The sequence below is a fragment of the Shewanella sp. SG41-3 genome, assembly GCF_014164545.1.
Taxonomy (GTDB): Bacteria; Pseudomonadota; Gammaproteobacteria; order Enterobacterales; family Shewanellaceae; genus Shewanella; species Shewanella vesiculosa.
The window spans coordinates 225,486-249,139 of the sequence record NZ_JACJFJ010000002.1 but is presented as its reverse complement, the minus strand read 5'-3'; the positions used below and the strand labels follow the sequence as shown (position 1 = coordinate 249,139).

Genomic DNA, 23,654 nt, shown 5'->3' with positions numbered 1-23,654 from the left:
AAGGGCTATTCATGGCAATAAAGATAATGTTATTCAATGCACAAGGTCTATTATTATCTCAAGGAGATGAGGCCCTTATGGCTGAATATGACCCACAACAGCACTTAATATGGGTCGATATTACCAGTCAACATAGTCAAGCATTTTTTAAGCAATATCCTTACTTTGGTATCGATCATCTCGATTTTGAAGACGCGCAACGTGAACGTCATCCTCCACAGTTTGAAGAATATGAGACACATTCATACTTGCTCACCCATGAGCTTATGGACCGAGAAGAGTATCTTCTGCTTGAACGCAGCCAGTTACTACTGCATGTAAATGATCACTTTTTAGTGACCCAACATATTAAACCGTCAGTCAGTGTCAGTAAGGTTACCCAACGGATCTGTGAGCATGGTCAGCTTGATAATGCTGATATGAGTCAAGTGTGCTTTGATCTCATGCGCCAAATTGTGGTTGATTACTTAGCTGTGATGTTAGCGTTAGAAGAGCGTTTAAGTGACATAGAAGATGAGATTTTTGAGGTGTCATCTGATGATTTACTGGCAGAGTTAATCGGTTATAGCAGTAAATTACAAAAAGCAAAACGTTCATTCAGTTATCTCGAAGAGATATTGCAACAATTGCTTCGCGATGACAGCCATCAACATATTAAGATGGATTATCAACAGCTAAGCTATTTATATAATCAGTTTGAGCGATTATCCAGTCGTGCCAGTCTTTATCAAGGCTTAGTGGATAGCCTCATTAATGGCTTTATTTCGGTGAGTGCTCATAAAACCAATCGGGTCATGATGACATTAACCCTAGTTACCGCCGTTTTTTTACCGTTAACCTTAGTGGCGGGTATTTACGGAATGAATTTTGATAATATGCCTGAATTAAAATGGCGCTTTGGCTATTTTGCAGTATTGATCCTAATGGCTGTGATTGCGGTATCAGGTTTATGGATCGCCAAGATTAAGCGTTGGTATTAACTAGGCTGAGTGATAAGAGGGTAATTGAGGTGGCAGGATTTCAACATGGGTTAGATTTCGGTGGGCCCCAAGATGGCTTAACCCAAGATTATGTTGTCGAGCCATCGGCTAAAAATCCAATTAGCCCCCCAGTTACTTGGATTAAAGGTTTTCTATCGCCCAAGCAACAGCAGTTATTGCTCAATGAAGTGAATCAATATCCATTAGAGCGGGTTTCAATTGAGGTATACGGTAAACAGCATCTGACTCCTCGAACCCAAGTGTGGTTTGGTGATCCTGGATGCGATTATCATTATTCTAAATTACACATTACCGCATTACCTTGGCCCAGAGTCCTGAGCCGATTACGTGCCAAATTACTTAATGATCATCAAATAGACACTAATTCAGTATTGGTTAATCGTTATGCTGATGGCCATGATTGTATGGGCTGGCACAGTGATGATGAACCTGAGATTGTCAGCGGTTCTGCTATCGCCTCTGTTACTTTAGGCGCCTGTAGAGACTTTGTTGTGCGTCACAAAAACACTAAAATAAAAGTGAATTTTGCACTTGGATCTGGCGATTTACTCATTATGCATCCCAGTATGCAGCAACACTGGCAACATGCTTTACCTAAACGCCTTAAGGTGGTTGAACCGCGTATTAATTTTACTTTTCGACAAATTATCCCTAATTACTATGGTTAACAGATATCGTTAATGGCCATAGCTAAAAGCGAAAGGCCTAGAGGCTAGGATGCTGCACGGCTAGGTGCTATAAAATCTCAGCAGCTAAGCAGTCTCTATCCCAGAGATGACAAACGATATCGAGCAATATTGAAGTGCTGTATCCGCGTAGCGAACTAGCAGCGAAGCGAATCTAGAACCTCGGAGACCGAAGGTCGAGCTAGTTTGAGAATATCGCTAAAATGGATCATTATTGAACCGTTAACCGCTATGTATACGTACTCATTAGCATTGGTACAAACTGTGGTAATGAATAGATGAATAATGCTGGTGGGCAAACTTTCGAAGACTCGAACCTACAATCGACGTCACAATCTACTGTCAATGCACTTTATTGGTTAGGTGATGATCTGCGGGTAGCAGATAATGCCATTTTTGCAGATATCGCCCAGCATGCACAACAGTTGATGGTGGTGTACTGCATCGACCCTAGCTGGTTTCGCCAAGCTCAATATCAGGCTGAGTATGTTGGTAAGTACCGACTGCGGTTTTTACTGGAGTCATTACGGGCTTTAGACGAAACGTTAAATCAATATGGTCAACAGGTGCATATTGTTTATGCCTCAGCGCAAAAATCGTTACCCTATATAATTCAAGCTCATAATATTTCAAGGGTATACCGTAGTAACCATAGTGGTGCCGATGAGCAAACGGCTTGGCAAGTGATTCAGCAGCAATGCCCCAATGTTGAATATTCGACTATTACTACGCAAACGCTGTTTGAGCTGCAGCAACTGCCTTTTGAATTAGCCGATCTGGCTGCGACATTCAGCCAGTTTCGTAAAAAGGTCGACAACGTTAATATCAGCCCTGCCATTGATGCAGTATCTTGGCTCCCGCCTATGGTTGCACTTAAGCCACAAGACAAACAACTTCAGTCTTGGCTGGCTTATCCTAGTTGGTTGCCACAAACCCAAACGATGAACAATGTCTTTTGCGGTGGTGAAGCACAAGGAAAATTGCAATTAGACAGTTACTTTTCGTCAAATTTAGCCCATAACTATAAAGCGGTACGCAACGAACTTGATGGCTGGGAATGCTCAACAAAGTTTTCGCCTTGGTTAGCCAATGGTTGCTTATCGGCAAGACAAGTCGTGGTAGCATTAAAGCAATTTGAGTTGCAACAAGGTGCTAACGAATCGACCGAGTGTATTTTGTATGAGCTGCTTTGGCGTGAGTATTTCCATTTTTACGCGCATAAATTCAATACGCTGGTGTTTAGATTTTCAGGCATTAATGGGCGTAAACCATTAACCAGTTTTTACGCCCAACGCATTCAAGCTTGGAAAACCGCCACGACACCTTATCCGTTTGTGAATGCATTGATGAAGCAGTTAAATGACACTGGCTATATGTCAAACCGCGGCAGGCAAATTGTAGCAAGTTGCTTGGTCAATGAACTGCAATGTGATTGGCGTTATGGGGCGGCGTATTTTCAACAGCAATTAATTGATTATGATCCAGCTGTGAATTGGGGCAATTGGCAGTATCTAGCCGGTGTTGGCGCCGACCCACGCGGTTCGAGACGTTTTAATCTGCAAAAACAGCAGCAGACATACGATCCACAAGGATTATTTATTAATGCATGGTTGGGACGTGAGGCATTACAGCAACATGATGAGAGCCATGCGTTATATTGTATCGATAGTGTCGATATAACCGATTGGCCAAGGAGTTAATGTCAGTTCGACTTGAGAAAGCTGTGCTCAAACGTTAACTTTTACCCTGCTTGTTTGACCTTTATTCGGCAAACCAGTACCCTGCGATTTCATCGATATGGATTAATAAGAGTATCACTATGTCTGTCGAACAAATCATTACCGATAAATTGAATCACGCTTTTGCGCCATTGCATCTAGAGGTGATTAATGAAAGTAACCGTCATCATGTGCCGCCTAATTCAGAAACCCATTTTAAAGTGGTTGTAGTTAGCGATCAATTTAGCGAACAGCGTTTACTTGCTCGTCACCGTTTGGTTAACCAAGCACTTGCAGACGAATTAGCCAACGGTGTACATGCCTTATCTATCAATGCTTACAGCCAGCCAGAATGGCAAGCTTTAGATGAAGTACCTAAAACGCCTAACTGTAAAGGCTAATGTTTTTCACTTTGTCTAGTGTATAAAAAACCTCACCGATGACGTGAGGTTTTTTGTTTTTGTCGTAAATCAGTTGTATTTGTCACTCGTTATGAATATGTTACAGTCATGGAGTAGAAGAGCCTGATTGATAAAGGATATAGACATGGGCAAGGTGGTACCAATCTGCTGGTTAATGGTTCTTATATTACTATTTGGCTGTCAACAAGAGGCGCCTGCAAAGGTAAACTCTGTTTCTCAAACTGATTTACTCCCTCATCAAGTTATTAAATGGCGTTTGGCAACCTCATGGCCGAAAAACTTGCCCGGTTTAGGCATGGCCCCAGAACGATTTGCGCAGTTAGTCAAACAAATGTCAAACGGACGTTTAGTGATTACGGTTTATGGCGCCGGAGAGTTGATGCCTGCATTATCGGTTTTTGATGGTGTAAGTAACGGCACTATTGAAATGGCACATAGCGCTTCATATTATTGGAAAGGCAAAGCTCCCGCCGCGCAGTTTTTTTTCATCAATTCCTTTTGGTTTAACCGCACAACAGATGAATGCATGGCTTCATTACGGTGGTGGGATGGCATTGTGGGAGGAAGTTTATCAGCCTTTTGGCGTGTTACCGTTAGCAGGAGGAAATACCGGCATGCAAATGGGCGGCTGGTTTAATAAAGTCATTGCAACACCTGAAGATTTTAAAGGCCTTAAAATGCGCCTACCTGGCATTGGGGGCGAGGTGCTTAAGAAACTGGGTGGTGTTCCTGTTGATGCGCTAGCTGGCAGGGAATTATATAGCGCGCTCCAAACCGGGGCTATTGATGCTGCTGAGTGGGTCGGACCTTATAATGATTTATCGCTAGGTTTGTATCAGGTGGCTAAGTACTACTATTATCCAGGCTGGCACGAGCCTGGATCGACCATGGAATTTCTCATTAACAAGCAGGCTTTCTCTGCCTTACCTGAAGATTTACAAATGATGGTTAAAGTTGCGGCAAGTGCCATTAACCAAGATATGTTAGATGATTATACTCAAGGCCATATTGCTGCCATGGACGTATTGCTTAACGAACACAATGTCCAAGTGAAAGCTTTTCCCTATAGTGTTATGCGAGCATTAAAAAATGCCCGAGATGATGTCCTTAATCATGAAGCGGCTAAAGATCCGCTATTTAATAAAGTATTAGAGTCATATATCGCTAATGAGAAGTCTGTGAAACGTTATTTTAGTTATACCGAAGATGCGTTAAGTCAGTTTGAAATTGATGAACAACATCCGCAGTAAACTCTGACTGTGACAATGCTGGAATAGTGATAGTATCTGGTTATTAGGCTTTATATTGTAAGATTTTTAAATTTATTTTGGAGAAAGCAATGCCTTTATTAGACAGTTTTACCGTAGACCATACACGTATGAATGCGCCAGCGGTTCGTGTTGCTAAGCATATGAGCACGCCAAGTGGCGATGCTATTACTGTATTCGATTTGCGTTTTTGTGCACCCAATAAAGATATCCTCAGCGAGCGTGGTATTCATACGCTTGAGCATTTATTCGCTGGCTTTATGCGTGATCATTTGAATGGTGATGGTATTGAGATTATTGACATTTCACCTATGGGATGTCGCACAGGTTTTTACATGAGCTTAATTGGTCAACCGACAGAAAGTAACGTTGCTGATGCTTGGTTAGCAGCCATGATTGACGTCACAAATGTGATTGATCAAAAAGATATCCCTGAATTAAATGAGTATCAATGTGGCACATACGAGATGCACTCATTAGAACAAGCTCAAGATATTGCGCGGATGATTATTGCTGCTGGCGTAAGCGTTAACCAAAATGATGATCTCAAACTGAGTGATGAAATTTTAGGTAAATTATAATTCAATTGATTAACTCGGTAATCATAAAGCGGCTTTAGCCGCTTTTTTTGAAAATAGCACATCTCAATGTCGAGTAAACGTTAAAAGTACGCTATTTTTATGTGAAAAAAACCGTTATTGTGATGCCTATGTTTTAGTTAGTAACTTGTCAAATTAAGCGATTTTTGCGTGAACAGACACATATACGGAGATTAATATGTCTAACCACCCATTTAGCCTGTCAGTGATAGCCACCGCAGTGCTTTATGTTTGCTATTCAACCAATGCTGTTGCCGAAACGGTAACAGAGTCTATTGATAAGATTAATAATCAACTTGAGTTGCAGCAGTCATCAATAAGCCAATATCATTATCGTCAGAGTGATATTGTGCTCGGTTTGGCGGGCGCAACAGTATTACCTGCTACACCACATCAAAATGTGATGTTCACCCATGCGGGGGCCACAGACGGTGTTGCTATTTTACAAGATGGAATCTTCTTTTCTCCGGCGCCGTATTCAGGACAACATCTAGTATTGCAACCTAATTTGTTGCATCAACAACAAGTATCCTTTACGGGGATGACCAGTGTCACCGAAAGCTCTGAAGCCGCTTTTGGTAAATTGGATTATCAGTCTGTACAAATTAGCCCTAAAAAAGCTGCAACTGATGTTAACCTTGAAGGCAGTGATAATAGCGCCATCAATGGTGGTGTCATAGTGAGTGGCACTTCAAAAGAATCTGGTATGTTACTGGCGGTTGATTATCAATCAGCGTCAGACGATGTCGGTTATCGTATTTCGCAAGAGGCCGATACCACCCAAAAAGATATTTTATTTAAAATAGCAGCCAAAAGTTTACCTGGTGCGCGCAACCAACAGACTACCGAATTCAGTTACCAGTATTCATCGCAAGACAGTGATCGCGGAAATTTAGGGCTAACCTCTGCAGATTTCGCCTTAAACCCGACAGCCTTATATTCCGCATCCAGCACAGATAACACTGATGGCGAACGTCAACGTTATGTACTCGCTCATAAGGTGATATTGTCAGCGACGTCAACCATGGATACTGATTTTTACTATCAAACCTATTCGCAACAAACTCAAGAAATGCGTTTTGTTGATGGTGTGCAGATTGATAATGACTCACTAACTGACATTGCGACGTTTGAAACATCACCCACTGTCGATGGCATGAACTTAGGCGCGTTAACGCAAAACAACGACTTTGCTGGCTTTGGTGTGCAAACCAAAGGTGTCACTATGTATGGTCAACATCAAGTGACTTATAGTGCACGTTATCACACCGACAAAGCTGAAATGCGTTTAGGTCAACGAGATTGGTTATGGGGCAATGATTTAGTACTTTTACCCACCACAGATAATGAATATGCTCTGACTTATACTGACGATGCTTCAGCTTTTTCATCTGCGGTAGATACCAAATTAAATTATGGTCAGTGGTCTGTTAACCTTGGTTTAGGTTATGAGCATGTCAGTGTTTCTCGCGAGCTTGGTGATGTAAATACGAGTCTTAACGCTGCTGATTTTTCTGATGATGGCTGGTCGCCATCTATTGAAGTGGCTTATCAGAGTGGGCCGTGGTTAGCCGCGTTACAAGCCAAACAAGCTTGGACCGCCGCATCAGCTGGCAATATTGAGCAAACGGCGCAAGAAGCACTGCAATATCAATTAGCGTTAAGCTATCAACAAGATGCTTTATCGATTGCCATGACGGCTTATATCCATGATTACGATAGCCAGCATGTGAGCTGTTTGCCGGGCATGATATGTGATTATGAGCAAATATCATTACAAGAGAATATTAAAGATGTCTCAGTTGTCGGCGCAGACATGAGCATAGCCTATGGCTTTAGTTTTGATAGTTTTTCAATTCCTCTTAAAGCCAAATATCAATATACCCAAGCTGAAACAGATAATGCTAATTGCAATGAGTTGATGGGATGTTTTGCTGCTAATAGTCAATTACCTTGGGTACCTGAACAACAACTGACCTTAAGCTCAGGTATTGTTTATGGCGACTTTTCTATTATGGCTCAAGCCTTGTATCAATCTGAATTAGGTTATCAAGGTGGCTTCACAAATGAGCGTGCTATCGATAGTCAATGGAAAGTTGATATCGCCGCAACTTACCGTTTGACTGAGCAGCACGAGCTGTATGTTCGTGTAGAGAATTTGTTAGACGAAGAGTTAGTGGCAAATCGCACTGTAATGGGATCCCAAGGACAGTCTGAAATGACGACTTACTTTGGTTATCAAGGCCATTTCTAGAGAATCGTTTATAGGCTAAGGTAAGTTGTAGACATAGTCGATCACAACTGATGTGACTTTGATGTCAAAATACCAATACTCCTCAAGTGATGACTCATTTGGGGAGTATTATTTATGTCACAATTGTTCTCGTGGTTGAACAGCTGAAATTTATTTCTTTAAAATTAATGCGATAGTTTTTTTATCAGATTTTCGTATACGGCATAACCTTGCAGGTTCTTATTCGTTCAGTCTGATCTAAAAATCATTTAACAAAGTAATGTATTGGTATGAAAACACCTATAATTTTCGTGGCGATAGTCTCATATTTGCGGTAAAATGCGCGCGACCAGCGTGATTACGATCGCATTTTCGAGTTAAATCTGCGCTAGCTCAAACGTGAGGCATTTGTTAATGCTTTGTTTTTGCAGCGGAACGTGGCGCATTGTCTTTCCTTCAAACGTAGTGCTTGTGGATATGATTACAATTAAGAAAGGATTGGAACTGCCTATAGCAGGCGGACCAGAGCAAGTTATCCATAATGGCCCAGCCATTAGACACGTAGCGACTTTGGGTGAAGAGTATATTGGCTTACGTCCAACGATGAAAATCAAAGTGGGCGATAAAGTACAAAAAGGCCAAGTTCTTTTTGAAGATAAAAAGAACTTAGGCGTTAAATATACGGCTTTAGCCAGTGGTACTATTTTAGAAATCAACCGAGGTGCAAGACGTGTACTTCAGTCAGTTGTTATTGCTGTGGAAGGTGACGATAGCGTTACTTTTGCTCAATACGATGCTGATAAGTTAGACACGTTAGACGTACAAGTTGTTCGTGATAATCTGATTGACTCAGGTTTGTGGACTGCTTTACGTACACGCCCTTTCAGTAAAGTGCCGGCTGTAGATGCTACTGCTGCAGGTATTTTTGTTACTGCAATTGATACCCAACCTCTTGCTGCCGATCCTGTGGTAGTCATAGCTCAACATAAAGAAGATTTTGCTAACGGCCTTAAGGTTCTAGCACGATTGACTGAAGGTAAAGTTTACCTATGTAAAGCACAAGGTGCCGATATCCCAGCAGCCAATGCGCAAGTCCAAGAGTTTGCGGGTAAACATCCAGCAGGCCTTGTGGGTACGCATATTCACAACGTTCTTCCAGCTTCTGCAACTCGTACTGTGTGGCATATTGGCTATCAGGATGTGATTGCTTTTGGTCAACTGTTCACCAAAGGTGTATTAAACACTGAACGTGTGGTTGCAATTGGTGGTCCTAAAGCGAAAAACCCTCGTCTAGTTCGTACCGTTTTGGGTGCAAGCATGACTGAACTGACTGCTGATGAAACAGTTGGTGATGGTGTTCGTGTGATTTCGGGCTCAGTGTTAAGCGGTCGCACAGCGGTTGGACCTCAAGCTTATCTGGGGCGTTATCATCAGCAGGTGAGCGTACTGGAAGAAGGGATAGAAAAAGAATTGTTCGGTTGGGCTATGCCTGGCGCAGATAAATTCTCTATCACTCGTGCATTCTTAGGCCACTTAAGCCCATCGCGTCTATTTAATATGACCACTAGCACCTGCGGTTCAGACCGTGCAATGGTACCTATTGGTAACTATGAACGCGTGATGCCTCTAGACATTCTACCTACTATGCTACTTCGTGATTTACTCTCTGGCGATTTTGACGGCGCAGCCCGTTTAGGCGCATTAGAGTTAGATGAAGAAGATTTGGCATTGTGTACGTTCGTATGTCCAGGTAAGTATGACTACGGTTCATATTTGCGTGATTGTTTAGATACGATCGAGAGGGAAGGCTAATGAGTTTGAAAGATTTTATCGAACGTATTGAGCCGCAATTTGAAAAAGGCGGCAAGTACGAAAAGTGGTATGCCCTTTATGAAGCGGCTGCCACAGTATTTTATACTCCGGGTAAAGTGAACAAAGGGGCAACCCACGTTCGCGATAATGTTGACCTAAAACGTATCATGATTACGGTTTGGGCATGTACATTCCCAGCAATGTTTTTTGGTATGTATAACGTAGGCTTACAAGCTCAAGTCGCGATGGCAGCAGGTTTCGGCACGCCAGATGTTTGGCAAGTTGGCTTATTTGAATTATTTGGCGCTCAACTTACTGCAGACTCTGGCATTACGTCCTTGATGTTCTACGGTGCGTGCTTCTTCCTACCTATCTACGCCGTGACTTTCATCGTCGGTGGTTTTTGGGAAGTGCTATTTGCATCAGTGCGTGGTCATGAAGTTAACGAAGGTTTCTTTGTTACCTCGGTACTATTTGCTCTGACTTTACCGGCTACTATTCCATTGTGGATGGTTGCACTAGGTATTACCTTCGGTGTGGTTGTAGCGAAAGAAATCTTTGGCGGTACAGGGCGTAACTTCTTAAACCCTGCATTGGCTGGTCGAGCTTTCTTGTACTTTGCCTATCCATTAAGCATGTCTGGTGATACTACTTGGGTTGTTGCTGATGGTTATTCAGGTGCAACAGCATTAAGCCAAGCAGCACAAGGTACGTTTGACTATGCCTCAACGGCTAACTGGATTGACTCATTTATGGGCTTCATTCCTGGTTCTGTCGGTGAAGTCTCTACCTTTGCTATTTTGCTCGGTGGTCTAGTTATCATTTATGCCCGCATTGCCTCTTGGCGAATTGTCAGTGGTGTTTTCTTAGGTATGGTTGCTATTGCGACTTTACTTAACATGATTGGCAGTGACACCAACCCAATGTTTGCGATGCCTTGGTATTGGCACTTAGTGTTAGGTGGATTTGCATTTGGTATGATGTTTATGGCGACAGACCCTGTTTCTGCGTCGTTTACTAATACCGCTAAGTGGGCATACGGTTTCCTTATTGGTGCAATGGTAGTGTTTATCCGTGTGGTTAACCCTGCATTCCCTGAAGGTATTATGTTAGCTATTTTGTTTGCTAACCTATTTGCTCCTTTATTTGACCACTTTGTCGTACAGTCAAATATCAAGCGGAGGATTGCTCGTGGCTAGTAATAAAGATTCGTTCGGAAGAACGCTATTTGTTGTTGTCGGCTTATGTCTTATCTGTTCAGTACTGGTTTCGACCGCTGCCGTGGTGTTAAAGCCTATTCAGCAAGAAAATAAGTTACTCGATAAGCAAAAGTATATTCTTGAAGCGGCGAGCCTGATAAATACCAAAGAAGGTAAAGTCACCAAGAAAGAAATCCTAAGCAAGTACGAACAATATGTTGAAGCTCGCTTAGTTGATCTTAAAACCGGTGAGTTTGTTGAAGGTAATGCTAACCTTTACGATCAACGTAAAGCGTCTCGTGATACTGACACTTCGTCTGTGCCAGAAAACGATATTGCCTCGATTAAACGTGTTGCAGATACCGCAGTGGTTTACCTTGTTCATAATGATGAAGGTAAACTGACTAGCGTCATTCTTCCTATTCACGGTTATGGTTTGTGGTCAACCATGTATGCACTTTTGGCACTTGAAGCTGACTTAAATACAGTTCAAGGACTTGTTTACTATGATCAAGGCGAAACGCCTGGTTTAGGTGGCGAAGTTGAAAATCCAAAATGGAAAGCATTGTGGAAAGGTAAGCAGTTATTTGATGCGCAAGGCAATCTGGCGATTAGTGTAACTAAAAACCCTGTAGTGGCGAGTTCTGTTCATGGTGTTGATGCACTTTCCGGTGCAACACTTACCAGTAACGGTGTACAACACTCATTGCAGTTTTGGTTAGGTAAAGAAGGTTTTGCAAACTTTATCGCTAAAGCACACAACGGAGGGTTAAGCTAATGGCTGACGCTAAAGAACTTAAACAGGTTCTAACCGGACCTATTATCAATAACAACCCAATTGCATTGCAAATTCTGGGTGTGTGTAGCGCACTTGCTGTGACCAGTAAGTTAGAAACAGCATTGGTAATGACGATTGCATTAACTGCGGTAACAGCGTTTTCTAACCTGTTTATCTCACTTATCCGTAATCATATTCCAAGCAGTGTGCGTATTATTGTACAGATGACCATTATTGCTTCGTTAGTGATTGTGGTTGACCAAGTATTACAAGCTTATGCCTACGCTATTTCTAAGCAGTTATCGGTGTTCGTTGGCTTAATTATTACGAACTGTATCGTAATGGGTCGTGCTGAAGCTTACGCAATGAAAACCCCGCCTATGATGAGCTTTATGGATGGTATCGGTAACGGTTTAGGTTACGGTGCAATTCTATTGTCTGTCGGCGTAGTGCGTGAACTATTTGGTAATGGTTCATTATTCGGCGTAGAAATCCTCAGTAAAATCTCTGACGGTGGTTGGTATCAACCTAACGGTTTATTACTGCTACCACCGAGTGCATTCTTCTTGATCGGTGGTCTGATCTGGTTGATCCGTACGTATAAGCCAGAGCAAGTTGAAGCAAAAGGGTAAACGCAATGGAACATTATATTAGTTTATTAATTCGCTCCGTTTTCATTGAAAACATGGCGCTAGCGTTCTTCTTAGGTATGTGTACTTTCTTAGCAGTATCAAAGAAAATCACTACTGCGATGGGCCTAGGTGTTGCAGTTATCGTGGTACTGGCTATTTCGGTTCCTGCTAACCAAATTATTTATCAAGGTCTGTTAGCTCCAGGTGCTCTAGCTTGGGCTGGTTTCCCTGATGCTGATTTGAGCTTCTTGAAGTTCATCACCTTTATCGGTGTGATTGCAGCACTTGTGCAAATTTTGGAAATGGCTTTAGACAAGTATTTTCCACCTTTGTACAACGCGTTGGGTATTTTCTTACCTTTGATTACCGTGAACTGTGCAATTTTCGGTGCAGTATCTTTCATGGTAGAGCGTGATTATAACCTTGGCGAGAGCGTAGTATTTGGTATTGGCTCTGGTATTGGTTGGGCGTTAGCAATCGTATTGCTAGCCGGTATCCGTGAAAAGATGAAATATTCTGACGTGCCAAATGGCTTACGAGGCTTAGGGATTACCTTCGTTTCTGCAGGTCTTATGGCTCTAGGTTTCATGTCATTCTCAGGTGTTTCTCTGTAAGAGTCACTGAGACGACGCATTAATTTGAACCTTTAAGGATAAGTGAATGGGTATTCTTGAATCTACTCCACTAGAAGTCTATCTAGGTGTGAGTATGTTTACTGTGATTGTCTTGGTTTTGGTGTTAGTGATTTTATTCGCTAAATCAAAACTAGTGGCAAGCGGTGATATCATTATTGGTATTAACGGCGACGCAGATAAAGCAATTAAAACAGGTGCTGGCGGCAAGTTACTTGGCGTTTTAGCAGACAACGGCATCTTCGTATCAAGTGCTTGTGGTGGCGGTGGCTCATGTGGTCAGTGTCGTGTGAATATTAAGTCTGGTGGTGGTGATATTCTGCCAACCGAACTTGATCACATTAGCAAGGGCGAAGCTCGTCAAGGTTGTCGTTTATCTTGTCAGGTAAACGTTAAATCTGATATGGAAATTGAACTTGATGAAGAAATCTTCGGCATCAAGAAATGGGAATGTGCTGTTATCTCTAACGATAACAAAGCGACGTTCATTAAAGAACTTAAGCTGCAAATTCCTGATGGCGAGTCTGTGCCTTTCCGCGCCGGTGGTTACATTCAGATTGAAGCGCCTGCTCATCATATTAAGTATGCTGAGTTTGAAGTGCCTGATAAGTATCGTGGTGACTGGGAACACTTTGGTTTCTTCAAGTTAGAGTCTAAAGTAGACGAAGAAACTATTCGTGCTTACTCTATGGCTAACTATCCAGAAGAGTTTGGGATTATTATGTTGAACGTGCGTATTGCTACGCCACCACCACGTAATTTAACCTTGCCTTGCGGTAAAATGTCTTCATATATTTGGAGCTTAAAAGCCGGTGATAAAGTGACTATTTCTGGTCCATTTGGTGAGTTCTTCGCTAAAGATACCGATGCAGAAATGGTATTTATTGGTGGCGGTGCAGGTATGGCCCCGATGCGCTCACATATTTTTGACCAATTAAAGCGTCTTAAATCTAAGCGTAAGATCAGTTTCTGGTACGGTGCGCGTTCTCAACGTGAAATGTTCTATGTAGAAGACTTTGATGGCTTAGCGGCTGAAAATGAGAACTTCAAATGGCATGTCGCGTTATCAGATCCGCAAGCAGAAGATAACTGGACTGGTTATACTGGATTTATCCATAACGTATTGTATGAAAACTATTTACGTGACCATGATGCGCCAGAAGATTGTGAGTTCTACATGTGTGGACCTCCAATGATGAACGCAGCTGTTATTGGTATGCTAAAAGATTTAGGTGTCGAAGACGAAAATATCTTATTAGATGATTTCGGTGGTTAATGAGTTAACCCATAACATCGACATGTAAGTCATGAGATTGCAGCAGTGCAGACAGGGTGGTTAAACACAGGTCTCGCATGCTGCAATTTTTTTTGTTCATTTAATACAAGTGTAAATTTGAGATGACTGTAAATTCAATCAAGTTACTGCTATTGCCAGCGGTTTTATTAATCGTGAGTGCATGTAGCTCTCCAGAGCCTATTATTTCATTATCTGGCAGTACAATGGGTACCACTTATCATATTAAAGTGGTCAGTAATAAAAGCTTACCCGAACCACAACTACTGCAAGCTGAAATTGACATGGCATTGGAGGTGGTTAACGATCAAATGTCGACTTACCGTCCTGACTCAGAACTGTCTAAGTTTAATCAATTGCAGGTGCAGCAGAGCGTTAGCGTCTCGGCCGATACAATTAAGGTGATTAAAGAGGGCATGCGTCTTTATAATGAGACTGATGGTGCATTAGATATCACTTTAGGCCCAGTGGTTAATTTATGGGGATTTGGTCCCGATAAGCGCCCTATATCAGAACCTACTCAAGCTCAAATTGATGCAGCAAAAGCTAAAATGGGCATACATGAGCTGTCTGTAAACGGTTTGACATTAACCAAGCATAATGCAGATTTGTATGTCGATTTATCTTCAATTGCCAAAGGTTTTGGCGTCGACAAGGTTGCCGCTTTATTAGATAAATATCATGTATCTGGTTATTTAGTTGAAATTGGTGGCGAACTGAATGTCAAAGGAACTAAGAGTGATAATACCCCTTGGCGAGTAGCTGTAGAGCAACCAACCAGCGAAGGTCAAGCGGTTCAGCAAATCATTGAACCTGGCACTATGTCATTGGCAACTTCGGGTGATTATCGTAACTTTTATCAAGAAAATGGTGAGCGCTTCTCACATTTAATTGATCCTCGTACCGGCTATCCAATAAAGCATCAATTAGCTTCAGCAACCGTGTTACACTCTAGTTGTATGACCGCAGATGGATATGCAACGGCCATGATGGTGTTAGGTACAGAGGCTTCATTGGCGTTAGCTAAAAAGAACAATTTAGCGGTAATGTTGATAGAGAAGCAAGAGCAGGGATATCAGGTCTATTACAGTGATGCGTTTAAATCGTATCTTAAGTAGCTTGCTTATTTTTAAACTGGTTGATTGAGCTACTAATTTATTGAACCAGTTTACCCTAATCTGAATGAGTCAATAGGAGTTTGTGATGAGTACATTTATTGCAGCGTTTGTGGTTTTATTATTATTTTTTTTGCTAATGTCCATTGGCTATATCGTAAAGAAAAAAGCGGTAGAAGGCAGTTGCGGTGGTTTAGGTGTTTTAGGTATAGAGAAAGCCTGTGACTGTGATGATCCATGTGATAAACGCAAACGCCGTATGGAAAAAGAGCAAGCTCGAAATAAGTTGCTTAACCAAAATCGCATTATTTAACCTCGTTAATTATTTTAAGCTTAGGTTATTTCACTAATGCTTTGTAAAGAGCCTTCATTTTGAAGGCTTTTTTTATGCTTGAGTATTGCTGGTCAGTTACAAAGCTTAGTTATAATGATAATGGTTATCAATTGTAAGTGTGTGAAAATAAAGGATAATTTGCATTTTACCCTATAGTGTTTTATTCTGTTTGTAATTGATCAAGATCACATTACTTCTCGAGGACACTACTATGAAAGGTCATCCTAAAGTCATCAGCCAACTCAATCGTGTACTTACTTGTGAGCTGACCGCTATTAACCAATACTTTTTACATGCTCGTATGTTTAAGCATTGGGGATTGGAAAAGCTTAATGAGAAAGAATATAAAAAATCGATTGAAGACATGAAGCATGCTGACAAGCTGATTGAACGTGTATTGTTTCTTGAAGGTTTACCTAACCTACAACAGTTAGATAAATTGCGTATTGGTGAACATGCTGAAGAAATGCTTAGCTGCGATCTCACTGCGATAACGGAACAAATTGCCATTTTGCGTGAAGCCATTAAGGTATGCGAAACTCAGCAAGATTATGTTAGTCGCGATTTAATGGAAGATTTACTCGAAGATGAAGAAGAGCATTTAGATTGGATTGAATCACAACAAGAGCTCATCACTCAAACGGGTATTCAAAATTACCTTCAATCACAAATTAACGATTAATAGGACATTATTATGAAAGGTCATCCAGAAGTCATCGATGCGCTCAATAGTTTATTAACCGGCGAATTATCTGCTATGGATCAATATTTTGTCCATGCTCACATGTATGAGGATTGGGGATTTAACGAACTTTATACCCGTATTCTACATGAATCAGACGATGAAAAATTACATGCAGCTAAGTTGATCCAACGTATTTTATTTTTAGAAGGCACTCCAGATGTTGCCAGTCGTGAAGCGCTCAACATAGGTAAAGATGTGCAACAAATGCTACAAAATGATCTTGCATATGAATACCATGTGGCTGATCATTTACGTAAGGTTATCGGCTTGTGTGAGCAAAAGGCTGATTACCAAACCCGTGAAATTTTAGAGGTGTTATTAGATGACACTGAATCTGATCATATGTATTGGTTAGAAAAGCAATTAGGTCTTATTGAACGTATTGGTTTACAGAACTATTTACAGACTAAAATGTAACGACTTAGTCGACACGTTACATGTTAGTAAAGCCCAACTCAGTTTGGGCTTTTTTGTGTTCGTGAGACAATGATTGAATACTGTTTTTATATACAGTATCATTGTTTTTAATTGAGTAAATGATGATGGTTATAGAATGCGTAAAATCATTCACATCGATATGGATTGTTATTTTGCTGCGGTAGAAATGCGCGATTTTCCTGAATTACGAGGAAAGCCCATTGCTGTTGGCGGCAGAAGTGATCGTCGCGGTGTGATAAGTACCTGCAGTTATGAGGCCCGCAAATTTGGCGTGCGAAGTGCTATGTCTAGTTATCATGCACTGCAGCTGTGCCCGCAGTTAATTTTAGTGCCAGGGCGCATGGATGTATATAAATCGGTGTCTGTGCAAATACGTGAGATCTTTCATCGATACACAGATCTTGTCGAACCCTTGTCTCTAGACGAAGCTTATCTTGATGTGACTGATTGCGATGCTCACCAAGGCAGCGCCACGTTAATTGCCAAGGCTATTCGAAATGATATATTTGAGACCACAGGTTTAACCGCCTCAGCGGGTATTGCACCGATTAAGTTTTTAGCTAAAATCGCTTCCGATTTAAATAAACCCAACGGCCAATATGTCATCACTCCTAATCAAATTAGTGATTTTGTAAAAGATCTTCCTCTGAGTAAAATTCCTGGCGTCGGTAAAGTCACTTCAAAAAAGTTAGCTGATATTGGCTTAATCACCTGCTACGACGTGCAACAGTATCCAAAAGCGCAATTAATTGAGGTATTTGGTAAATTTGGTCATGTATTAGCTGAGCGATCACAAGGGATAGATCCAAGACAAATTAGTCCGCATCGGGTACGAAAGTCAGTTGGGGTTGAAACTACGTTAGCCAAAGACATTTTTACCTTAGAGCAATGCCGTCAAGTATTACCACAGCTGATTCAAGAACTGAGTGCTCGGGTTCATCGCAGTGCTAAAGATAGACAGATCCACAAGCAAGTTGTGAAGCTGAAATTTAATGATTTTAAACAGACCACCATCGAACATCGCAGTGATGAAATGTCGATTAATTTGTTTCATGATTTACTGCAACAGGCTTTGCTGCGCAGCCAAGGGCGAGGTATTCGCTTATTGGGGGTTAGTGTTGGTTTAGCTGATACAACACTGGCTGTTACAGATAATCCAGTGGCACATATTACTCAGCTTGATTTGCAGTTTTAAATGTTAGAATTGCAATGAAAAACGCTCAAGTCTAAAACTAAAAAACGACATTTCTGTCGTTTTTTAGTTTTACGCATAAATCATCGCTATTGATTACGCTTCTTTAGCTGGAATACGCTCTAATACGGCAAGTAGCAATTCCCAGTACTGACCAACAGTGGTGATGTTGACCATTTCATCAGGGCTATGTGGATAACGAATAGTCGGCCCAATAGAGACCATGTCCATTAGTGGATAAGGCTCTTTAAATAAACCACATTCTAGACCTGCATGGATAACCATCACGGTAGGATCTTTTTTATAAATATCGTTATAGGTGTCTCGCACAATTGCCATTACAGGTGAGCTAGTATCTGGTTTCCACCCCGGGTAAGCACCGCTTAAATCAATGCTAGCACCCGATAGGTTTGATAGTGCGGTTAGCATACCGGTGACTTCTTCACGACCTGAATCAATTAATGAACGAATAAGGCATAATATTTCTACGCTTTCATCTTCAGTGCTGATCACGCCTATATTTAGTGATGTTTCAGTGACGCCTTCCACTTCATCACTCATGCGCATTACGCCGTTAGGGCAAGCATGTAATAAGTCGATTAAGGTATTTTGCGCTTCTTCGCCCATGACTTTGGTGGGTGCATCTATGGTGGCTAAGCTCAGTAGCATGCCTGGGTCTGCAACGGCTAATTCTTCACGTACTAGGGCTTGGAACGATTCAATGGCTTGCTTTAGTGCGTCAATATTTTCTGCTGGTAGCATAAATTGCACGTTAGCTTCACGCGGAATGGCATTACGCAGCGAGCCACCACTAAAGCTAACTAGCTCTAGGGCTAATTCGTCACTGTATTTAAACAAAAAGCGCGCTAATAACTTATTGGCATTACCACGTCCAAGGTGAATGTTAACCCCAGAGTGACCGCCTTTTAATCCTGACATGGTCAGTGAAAAGCTGGCGTTGCTTTGTTCTGGTGCTTGCCAGGACATTGGTACACTTATCTGTGCATCAACACCGCCGGCGCAACCCATGTAGATTTCACCTTCTTGCTCAGAGTCGGTGTTGATTAAGATTTCTGCATCAAGGTAACCGGCTTCTAAACCAAAAGCGCCCGTCATGCCAGCTTCTTCATCAATGGTGAGCAGCACTTCGAGTGGCCCGTGCTTAATATCTTTACTGCCTAAAACAGCCAGCGCCGAAGACATACCAATACCGTTATCAGAACCTAAGGTTGTTCCTCTAGCTTTAACCCAATCACCGTCTACATAAGCTTCAATCGGATCGGTTTCAAAGTTATGTACTTTGTCGGCATTTTTTTGCGGCACCATATCAATGTGCGCTTGTAACACCACTATTTTACAGTTTTCCATTCCTGCTGTGGCAGGCTTACGGATGATCAAGTTACCGACTTTGTCTTCAACAACCGCAAGGCCTTGAGCTTTTGCCCATTGCTGAATATGTTGTGATAACGCATGTTCATGCTTTGATGGATGTGGAATAGCGCAAATTTGTTCAAACCATTGCCATAGAGGCTGAGGATATAATTGAGTTAATGCAGTCACGAAACGCCCTCTAAGATGAAATCAAGTCGATATACGACACAGAATATAACTGCAATTATTTTAACATATTCTGCGCAGTTACTTGATATTGCGATACCGATTTGCCAAGGTTTAGTCCACAAATCTGTAAATAATTATGAACCCACTAATTTATCTGTATTCCTAAAGAGTAAGGATCTTGTATGACCCAAGTGAATAAAGCGGTTACCGCGTTCCAAGTGCCAATTATTGATGTCATAAGTGATGGGGCTATTTTTGAAGGCGAAGGTTGGGACGCTGTTGTCGTGATAGCGACGAGTTTAGCTGAGATTAAACAAGATGAAGTGAGTTTGCTTGCTGCACACGCTCGCCAAATTGATATGCGTGTCGGTAAAAGTGCCACGCTCCTTTTTGCACCGGGGTTGGCCGGTGGTCGATTGATCATCTCTCCAGTGGCTGATAGCGGCAATGAGTATAGCGATGTGAGGATTTTTGCCAAAGCTGCTCGAGAAGGGATTGCCATTGCTAAAGCCGCAGGTGCCACTAAACCTTTATTAGTTGTACCAAGTGTAACTGACAAGCGTTTTGCTAATGCTGAACAAGTTGCCGCACTAGCTTGTGGACAAGAGCTTTGGCAACCGTTAGAAGCACGAGAAGCAAAGTCTTTGCCACCGAGTTTAACCGCGATTGGATTATTGAATACCGCCACCCATAGTTTATTACTTAATGCGGCAGAGTCTGGACGAGTATTGGCGCGCGATCTTTGTGGTACAGAACCTGAGCGTATGTCGGCTATTGGGTTTGCACAATATTGTGTTGATGCTTTTGCTGATAGCGGTTTGGCTGTATCTGTGATTGATCAAGCCGAGCAGTTAAAAGCGCAATATCCATTATTAAGCGCTGTTGGCAGAAGCTCTTTTGATGTGGCTCGTCATCATCCACGAGTGGTAAAGCTTGAATATGTTGGTGACGGCACTATTACCAAAACCTTATTCTTTGCAGGTAAAGGCGTGGTTTACGACACTGGTGGCGCTGATATTAAAGTTGCCGGGTCAATGGCTGGCATGAGCCGTGATAAAGGTGGCGCAGCTGCGGTTGCCGGTTTAATGAAGGCGCTATCGATACTTAAACCTAAAGGGATCAAAGTGGTCGCCGAGCTTGGATTAGTGAGAAACAGTATTGGCAGTGATGCATTTGTTACCGATGAAATTATTGCCAGTCACGCAGGTGTGCGAGTCCGTATAGGTAATACCGATGCTGAAGGGCGTTTAGTGCTAGCCGATTTGTTATCCCATTTACGTTTACAGGCTCAAACTGCGGTGAATCCACAATTGTTTTCGGTGGCGACGTTAACCGGTCATGTTGTACGAGCCTACGGTGGTTACCCTGCATTAGTTGAAAATAGCGTGGCTAAAAAGCAAGGTGTTGCAGCAACATTAGCTGAAGTGGGGCAATTATGGGGGGAACCATTTGAGGTTTCACAATTACGTCCAGAAGACTTTGATAAAGTTGCCGATAAAAATGGCGCTGCAGATGTGATGTCATCGAATAATGCTCCGTCTTCAATTACGGCTCGTGGGCATCAATATCCTGCCGCTTTCTTGATAAAAGCTTCTGGATTAGCCGAAACACAACTGGCATTTACCCATATCGATATTGCAGGCAGTGCTGTTGAGGGCGATCCTCTCTACGGAAAGCCAACTGCAAGCCCTTTGGTTGCTTTATTACAGTTTTCTTTTTTGTAGGCGGCGCGTGATTAAGCTGTTGTAATTAATGGTATTATTTTGAAGATCACATGCCGATAACAATGAGTTAACATAGTTATAATCAGAAATTATTGTAATTAAATCACTTTTAATGAAGTTTTTGTGAATTAAAGCAAATAATACTTGTAATTAAATTACAGTTTTGTATAATTCATTTCGTCGGCAAGGAATATCATTGCCGGCTCTAGTTAATCCAGGATGGATATAGCCTCCAAGGATCTGAGTGACAAGTTGTCTCAATGGATTTGAGAAATGTACGTTCCAGGGAACCGAGCCAAGCTTTACTAGGTTTATGCAACTTAACTTTATTCAGGAGAAGACCATGTCTTATACAGGTAGCAGCAAATTTTATTGGCAAAACACTTGGTTTGCTGATGTGACAGTTTTACGTGGCGGTATATTCGCCATGAAACGTTAAGAATTGACCCTCTTTACGTCGTTTTAATATCCATCAACCTTTTGTTCGTCTCGTTTGACGGTTTAGACAAGGTGATAAACTAATAGTTTATTACCACATCACATTCAGTGGTGCTAGCTTTCCTTTCCCCATACGGAATGCTTGTAACATGTCTGCCTACTCTTTTGAGTAGGCTTTTTTTTACCTGAAATTTAGCCAATTGGTTAGTGCGTTATATAAAAAACTGAAATCTTTCAATAAAAAGGCAATTGATAGCTATCAAGGTCGTAAGTACTTATAATTTCCCGCTGATTCACACCTATCCTGCGTAAAGATGTCGGCTTAGCATGTAAGCATGCCTTATCCTCATCTGTAACGATTAAAACGATAAACTCAACGTTAACCTTTGCCCAAGGACCTTCGCTCCATGTTAGAAAAATTATTTAAACTTAAACAACACAACACGAGTCTTAAACAAGAAGCGATAGCCGGTCTTACTACTTTCTTAACCATGGCCTACATTATTTTCGTCAACCCTATGATGCTTGCTGATGCAGGAATGGATCATGGTGCGGTATTTGTTGCCACATGTTTAGCCGCTGCCATAGGGTGCTTAGTTATGGGCTTATTGGCTAATTACCCTATCGCATTAGCGCCTGGTATGGGGCTTAATGCTTTTTTCACTTACACTGTAGTTGGTGAAATGGGTTATAGCTGGGAAACGGCCCTTGGTGCGGTGTTCATGTCTGGGGTGTGCTTCTTAATTCTATCTCTAGTTAGGATTCGCGAGTGGATTGTTAACTGTATTCCTATGTCATTGCGATTTGGTATCGCGGCAGGTATTGGTTTATTTTTAGCATTAATTGGCTTAAAAAATGCCGGCATTGTTGTGGCAAGTCCTGCAACATTAGTGACTATGGGTGACATTACCTCATTTCCAGCCTTGATGGCGGCGTTAGGTTTCTTCTTAATTATTGCTATGGTGCATCGTGGCCTGAAAGCGGCAGTTATTTTTAGTATTCTGATCGTGACGGCTCTCGGCATGATTTTTGGTGACGTACAGTATCAAGGCTTAGTTGCTATGCCACCGTCTATTGCTCCGACATTCATGAAAATGGACTTGTCTAGTGTATTAGAAATTAGCATGTTATCTGTCGTCTTTGCTTTTTTGTTTGTTGATTTATTCGATACATCTGGCACCTTAGTTGCTGTTGCACAACGTGGTGGATTACTGGATGACAAAGGCCGCTTGCCGCGAGTTAAACGTGCATTAACAGCAGACAGTGTTGCCACCATTACCGGTGCTGCATTGGGTACATCAACGACGACTAGCTATATTGAAAGTATTGCAGGGGTAAGTGCTGGCGGCCGCACAGGTTTAACCGCTGTGGTGGTTGGATTGTTGTTTGTTGCGGCGTTATTTTTATCGCCGTTAGCTGCTATGGTGCCAGCTTATGCAACAACTGGTACCTTGTTTTACGTGGCTATTTTAATGATGTCGGGTCTGGTGAATGTTGATTGGGAAGATATAACGGAAGCCGCTCCAGTGGTGGTGACATGTTTATTAATGCCGTTAACTTTCTCTATTGCCAATGCTATTGGCCTTGGGTTTATTTCTTACGCTGCAATCAAATTGATGACAGGACGTTTTAAAGATTTAAATTCAGGTATTTTAGTTGTAGCAGCATTGTTTGTGGCGAAATTTATTTATAGTTAATCCTTTGCCCATCAATAGGGTAAATGGTTATAAATTGGCTAAGGCCAAAACAAAAAAGGGCTATTAGCCCTTTTTTTGTTTTTCTAATAAGGCGCCAATAGCCAAGCTATTTAAGCTTAATGAAACTGAGTTAGCAG

20 protein-coding genes and 1 pseudogene are annotated in these 23,654 nt (G+C 41.8%); 20 read left to right on the top strand and 1 reads right to left on the bottom strand.

The features are described 5' to 3' along the window. Nucleotides 1-11 precede the first annotated feature (11 nt). The 18 genes and pseudogenes from H5164_RS04350 to dinB all read left to right on the top strand — a co-directional run bounded on the left by H5164_RS04350 (nucleotide 12) and on the right by dinB (nucleotide 18,101). The gene (locus H5164_RS04350) at nucleotides 12-980 is read left to right on the top strand and encodes a magnesium transporter CorA family protein (protein WP_182722060.1); all 969 of its coding nucleotides are present in this window, start codon (nucleotides 12-14) and stop codon (nucleotides 978-980) included. 29 nt (nucleotides 981-1,009) lie between these two features. Next, nucleotides 1,010-1,669 carry an alpha-ketoglutarate-dependent dioxygenase AlkB gene (locus H5164_RS04345; protein WP_124015665.1) on the top strand — a complete coding sequence of 220 codons (660 nt, stop codon included), beginning with the start codon at nucleotides 1,010-1,012 and terminating at the stop codon, nucleotides 1,667-1,669. A 296-nt stretch (nucleotides 1,670-1,965) separates the two neighbouring features. Next, entirely contained in the window at nucleotides 1,966-3,387 is a 1,422-nt protein-coding gene (locus H5164_RS04340; RefSeq protein WP_182754928.1) for a DASH family cryptochrome, read from the top strand. 119 nt (nucleotides 3,388-3,506) lie between these two features. Further along, nucleotides 3,507-3,806 carry a BolA family transcriptional regulator gene (locus H5164_RS04335; protein WP_124015667.1) on the top strand — a complete coding sequence of 100 codons (300 nt, stop codon included), beginning with the start codon at nucleotides 3,507-3,509 and terminating at the stop codon, nucleotides 3,804-3,806. A gap of 145 nt (nucleotides 3,807-3,951) precedes the next feature. After that, nucleotides 3,952-5,077: pseudogene (locus H5164_RS04330) on the top strand (TRAP transporter substrate-binding protein). Nucleotides 5,078-5,166: 89 nt separating this feature from the next. Next, a complete protein-coding gene (luxS, locus tag H5164_RS04325) occupies nucleotides 5,167-5,676 on the top strand; it encodes an S-ribosylhomocysteine lyase (RefSeq protein ID WP_124015669.1) in 510 nt (169 codons plus the stop codon). 196 nt (nucleotides 5,677-5,872) lie between these two features. Then, nucleotides 5,873-7,948 (top strand): TonB-dependent receptor, encoded by a 2,076-nt coding sequence (locus tag H5164_RS04320; RefSeq protein ID WP_182754926.1) that lies wholly within the window; start codon nucleotides 5,873-5,875, stop codon nucleotides 7,946-7,948. Between the two features lie 456 nt (nucleotides 7,949-8,404). Continuing rightward, a complete protein-coding gene (locus tag H5164_RS04315; RefSeq protein ID WP_182754925.1) occupies nucleotides 8,405-9,739 on the top strand; it encodes a Na(+)-translocating NADH-quinone reductase subunit A in 1,335 nt (444 codons plus the stop codon). Next, the gene (locus H5164_RS04310; protein ID WP_124015672.1) at nucleotides 9,739-10,938 is read left to right on the top strand and encodes an NADH:ubiquinone reductase (Na(+)-transporting) subunit B; all 1,200 of its coding nucleotides are present in this window, start codon (nucleotides 9,739-9,741) and stop codon (nucleotides 10,936-10,938) included. The genes H5164_RS04315 and H5164_RS04310 overlap by 1 nt, the downstream gene beginning before the upstream one ends. Beyond that, nucleotides 10,931-11,716, top strand: a complete 786-nt coding sequence (locus H5164_RS04305; protein ID WP_124015673.1) for a Na(+)-translocating NADH-quinone reductase subunit C — start codon at nucleotides 10,931-10,933, stop codon at nucleotides 11,714-11,716. Before H5164_RS04310 ends, H5164_RS04305 begins: the two co-directional genes overlap by 8 nt. Beyond that, complete coding sequence (locus tag H5164_RS04300; protein WP_011636426.1) at nucleotides 11,716-12,348, top strand: NADH:ubiquinone reductase (Na(+)-transporting) subunit D; 633 nt, start codon at nucleotides 11,716-11,718, stop codon at nucleotides 12,346-12,348. Before H5164_RS04305 ends, H5164_RS04300 begins: the two co-directional genes overlap by 1 nt. A gap of 5 nt (nucleotides 12,349-12,353) precedes the next feature. Beyond that, nucleotides 12,354-12,962 carry an NADH:ubiquinone reductase (Na(+)-transporting) subunit E gene (nqrE, locus tag H5164_RS04295; protein ID WP_101085796.1) on the top strand — a complete coding sequence of 203 codons (609 nt, stop codon included), beginning with the start codon at nucleotides 12,354-12,356 and terminating at the stop codon, nucleotides 12,960-12,962. Between the two features lie 46 nt (nucleotides 12,963-13,008). Beyond that, the gene (gene nqrF / locus H5164_RS04290) at nucleotides 13,009-14,256 is read left to right on the top strand and encodes an NADH:ubiquinone reductase (Na(+)-transporting) subunit F (RefSeq protein WP_124015674.1); all 1,248 of its coding nucleotides are present in this window, start codon (nucleotides 13,009-13,011) and stop codon (nucleotides 14,254-14,256) included. A gap of 122 nt (nucleotides 14,257-14,378) precedes the next feature. Then, nucleotides 14,379-15,392, top strand: a complete 1,014-nt coding sequence (locus H5164_RS04285) for an FAD:protein FMN transferase (RefSeq protein WP_182697846.1) — start codon at nucleotides 14,379-14,381, stop codon at nucleotides 15,390-15,392. Between the two features lie 85 nt (nucleotides 15,393-15,477). Then, entirely contained in the window at nucleotides 15,478-15,702 is a 225-nt protein-coding gene (gene nqrM, locus H5164_RS04280; protein WP_124015676.1) for a (Na+)-NQR maturation NqrM, read from the top strand. Nucleotides 15,703-15,934: 232 nt separating this feature from the next. Beyond that, on the top strand, nucleotides 15,935-16,405 hold the full coding sequence (gene bfr / locus H5164_RS04275) for a bacterioferritin (RefSeq protein ID WP_124015677.1): 471 nt from the start codon (nucleotides 15,935-15,937) through the stop codon (nucleotides 16,403-16,405). A gap of 12 nt (nucleotides 16,406-16,417) precedes the next feature. Then, a complete protein-coding gene (gene bfr / locus H5164_RS04270; protein WP_124015678.1) occupies nucleotides 16,418-16,885 on the top strand; it encodes a bacterioferritin in 468 nt (155 codons plus the stop codon). 136 nt (nucleotides 16,886-17,021) lie between these two features. Continuing rightward, nucleotides 17,022-18,101 (top strand): DNA polymerase IV, encoded by a 1,080-nt coding sequence (gene dinB / locus H5164_RS04265; RefSeq protein WP_182754923.1) that lies wholly within the window; start codon nucleotides 17,022-17,024, stop codon nucleotides 18,099-18,101. Between the two features lie 93 nt (nucleotides 18,102-18,194). Here dinB and H5164_RS04260 read toward each other — a convergent pair whose 3' ends face one another. Continuing rightward, complete coding sequence (locus H5164_RS04260) at nucleotides 18,195-19,658, bottom strand: aminoacyl-histidine dipeptidase (protein WP_182697849.1); 1,464 nt, start codon at nucleotides 19,656-19,658, stop codon at nucleotides 18,195-18,197. 182 nt (nucleotides 19,659-19,840) lie between these two features. On the opposite strand from H5164_RS04260, the gene H5164_RS04255 reads away from it, so the two are divergent. Continuing rightward, nucleotides 19,841-21,382: a leucyl aminopeptidase family protein gene (locus H5164_RS04255; protein WP_182754921.1), complete on the top strand. Its 1,542-nt coding sequence runs from the start codon at nucleotides 19,841-19,843 to the stop codon at nucleotides 21,380-21,382. 845 nt (nucleotides 21,383-22,227) lie between these two features. Further along, complete coding sequence (locus tag H5164_RS04250; protein WP_182754919.1) at nucleotides 22,228-23,517, top strand: NCS2 family permease; 1,290 nt, start codon at nucleotides 22,228-22,230, stop codon at nucleotides 23,515-23,517. The last annotated feature ends 137 nt before the right edge of the window (nucleotides 23,518-23,654 follow it).

Excerpts from the sequence above, each read along its gene's own strand:
- H5164_RS04350 (WP_182722060.1), top strand. The coding sequence starts at position 12 with ATGGCAATAAAGATAATGTTATTCAATGCACAAGGTCTATTATTATCT.
- nqrE (WP_101085796.1), top strand. The coding sequence starts at position 12,354 with ATGGAACATTATATTAGTTTATTAATTCGCTCCGTTTTCATTGAAAAC.
- H5164_RS04285 (WP_182697846.1), top strand. The coding sequence starts at position 14,379 with ATGACTGTAAATTCAATCAAGTTACTGCTATTGCCAGCGGTTTTATTA.
- bfr (WP_124015678.1), top strand. The coding sequence starts at position 16,418 with ATGAAAGGTCATCCAGAAGTCATCGATGCGCTCAATAGTTTATTAACC.
- H5164_RS04315 (WP_182754925.1), top strand. The coding sequence starts at position 8,405 with ATGATTACAATTAAGAAAGGATTGGAACTGCCTATAGCAGGCGGACCA.
- luxS (WP_124015669.1), top strand. The coding sequence starts at position 5,167 with ATGCCTTTATTAGACAGTTTTACCGTAGACCATACACGTATGAATGCG.
- H5164_RS04320 (WP_182754926.1), top strand. The coding sequence starts at position 5,873 with ATGTCTAACCACCCATTTAGCCTGTCAGTGATAGCCACCGCAGTGCTT.
- nqrF (WP_124015674.1), top strand. The coding sequence starts at position 13,009 with ATGGGTATTCTTGAATCTACTCCACTAGAAGTCTATCTAGGTGTGAGT.
- H5164_RS04340 (WP_182754928.1), top strand. The coding sequence starts at position 1,966 with ATGAATAATGCTGGTGGGCAAACTTTCGAAGACTCGAACCTACAATCG.
- H5164_RS04255 (WP_182754921.1), top strand. The coding sequence starts at position 19,841 with ATGACCCAAGTGAATAAAGCGGTTACCGCGTTCCAAGTGCCAATTATT.
- H5164_RS04335 (WP_124015667.1), top strand. The coding sequence starts at position 3,507 with ATGTCTGTCGAACAAATCATTACCGATAAATTGAATCACGCTTTTGCG.
- H5164_RS04310 (WP_124015672.1), top strand. The coding sequence starts at position 9,739 with ATGAGTTTGAAAGATTTTATCGAACGTATTGAGCCGCAATTTGAAAAA.
- H5164_RS04250 (WP_182754919.1), top strand. The coding sequence starts at position 22,228 with ATGTTAGAAAAATTATTTAAACTTAAACAACACAACACGAGTCTTAAA.
- dinB (WP_182754923.1), top strand. The coding sequence starts at position 17,022 with ATGCGTAAAATCATTCACATCGATATGGATTGTTATTTTGCTGCGGTA.
- H5164_RS04300 (WP_011636426.1), top strand. The coding sequence starts at position 11,716 with ATGGCTGACGCTAAAGAACTTAAACAGGTTCTAACCGGACCTATTATC.
- bfr (WP_124015677.1), top strand. The coding sequence starts at position 15,935 with ATGAAAGGTCATCCTAAAGTCATCAGCCAACTCAATCGTGTACTTACT.
- nqrM (WP_124015676.1), top strand. The coding sequence starts at position 15,478 with ATGAGTACATTTATTGCAGCGTTTGTGGTTTTATTATTATTTTTTTTG.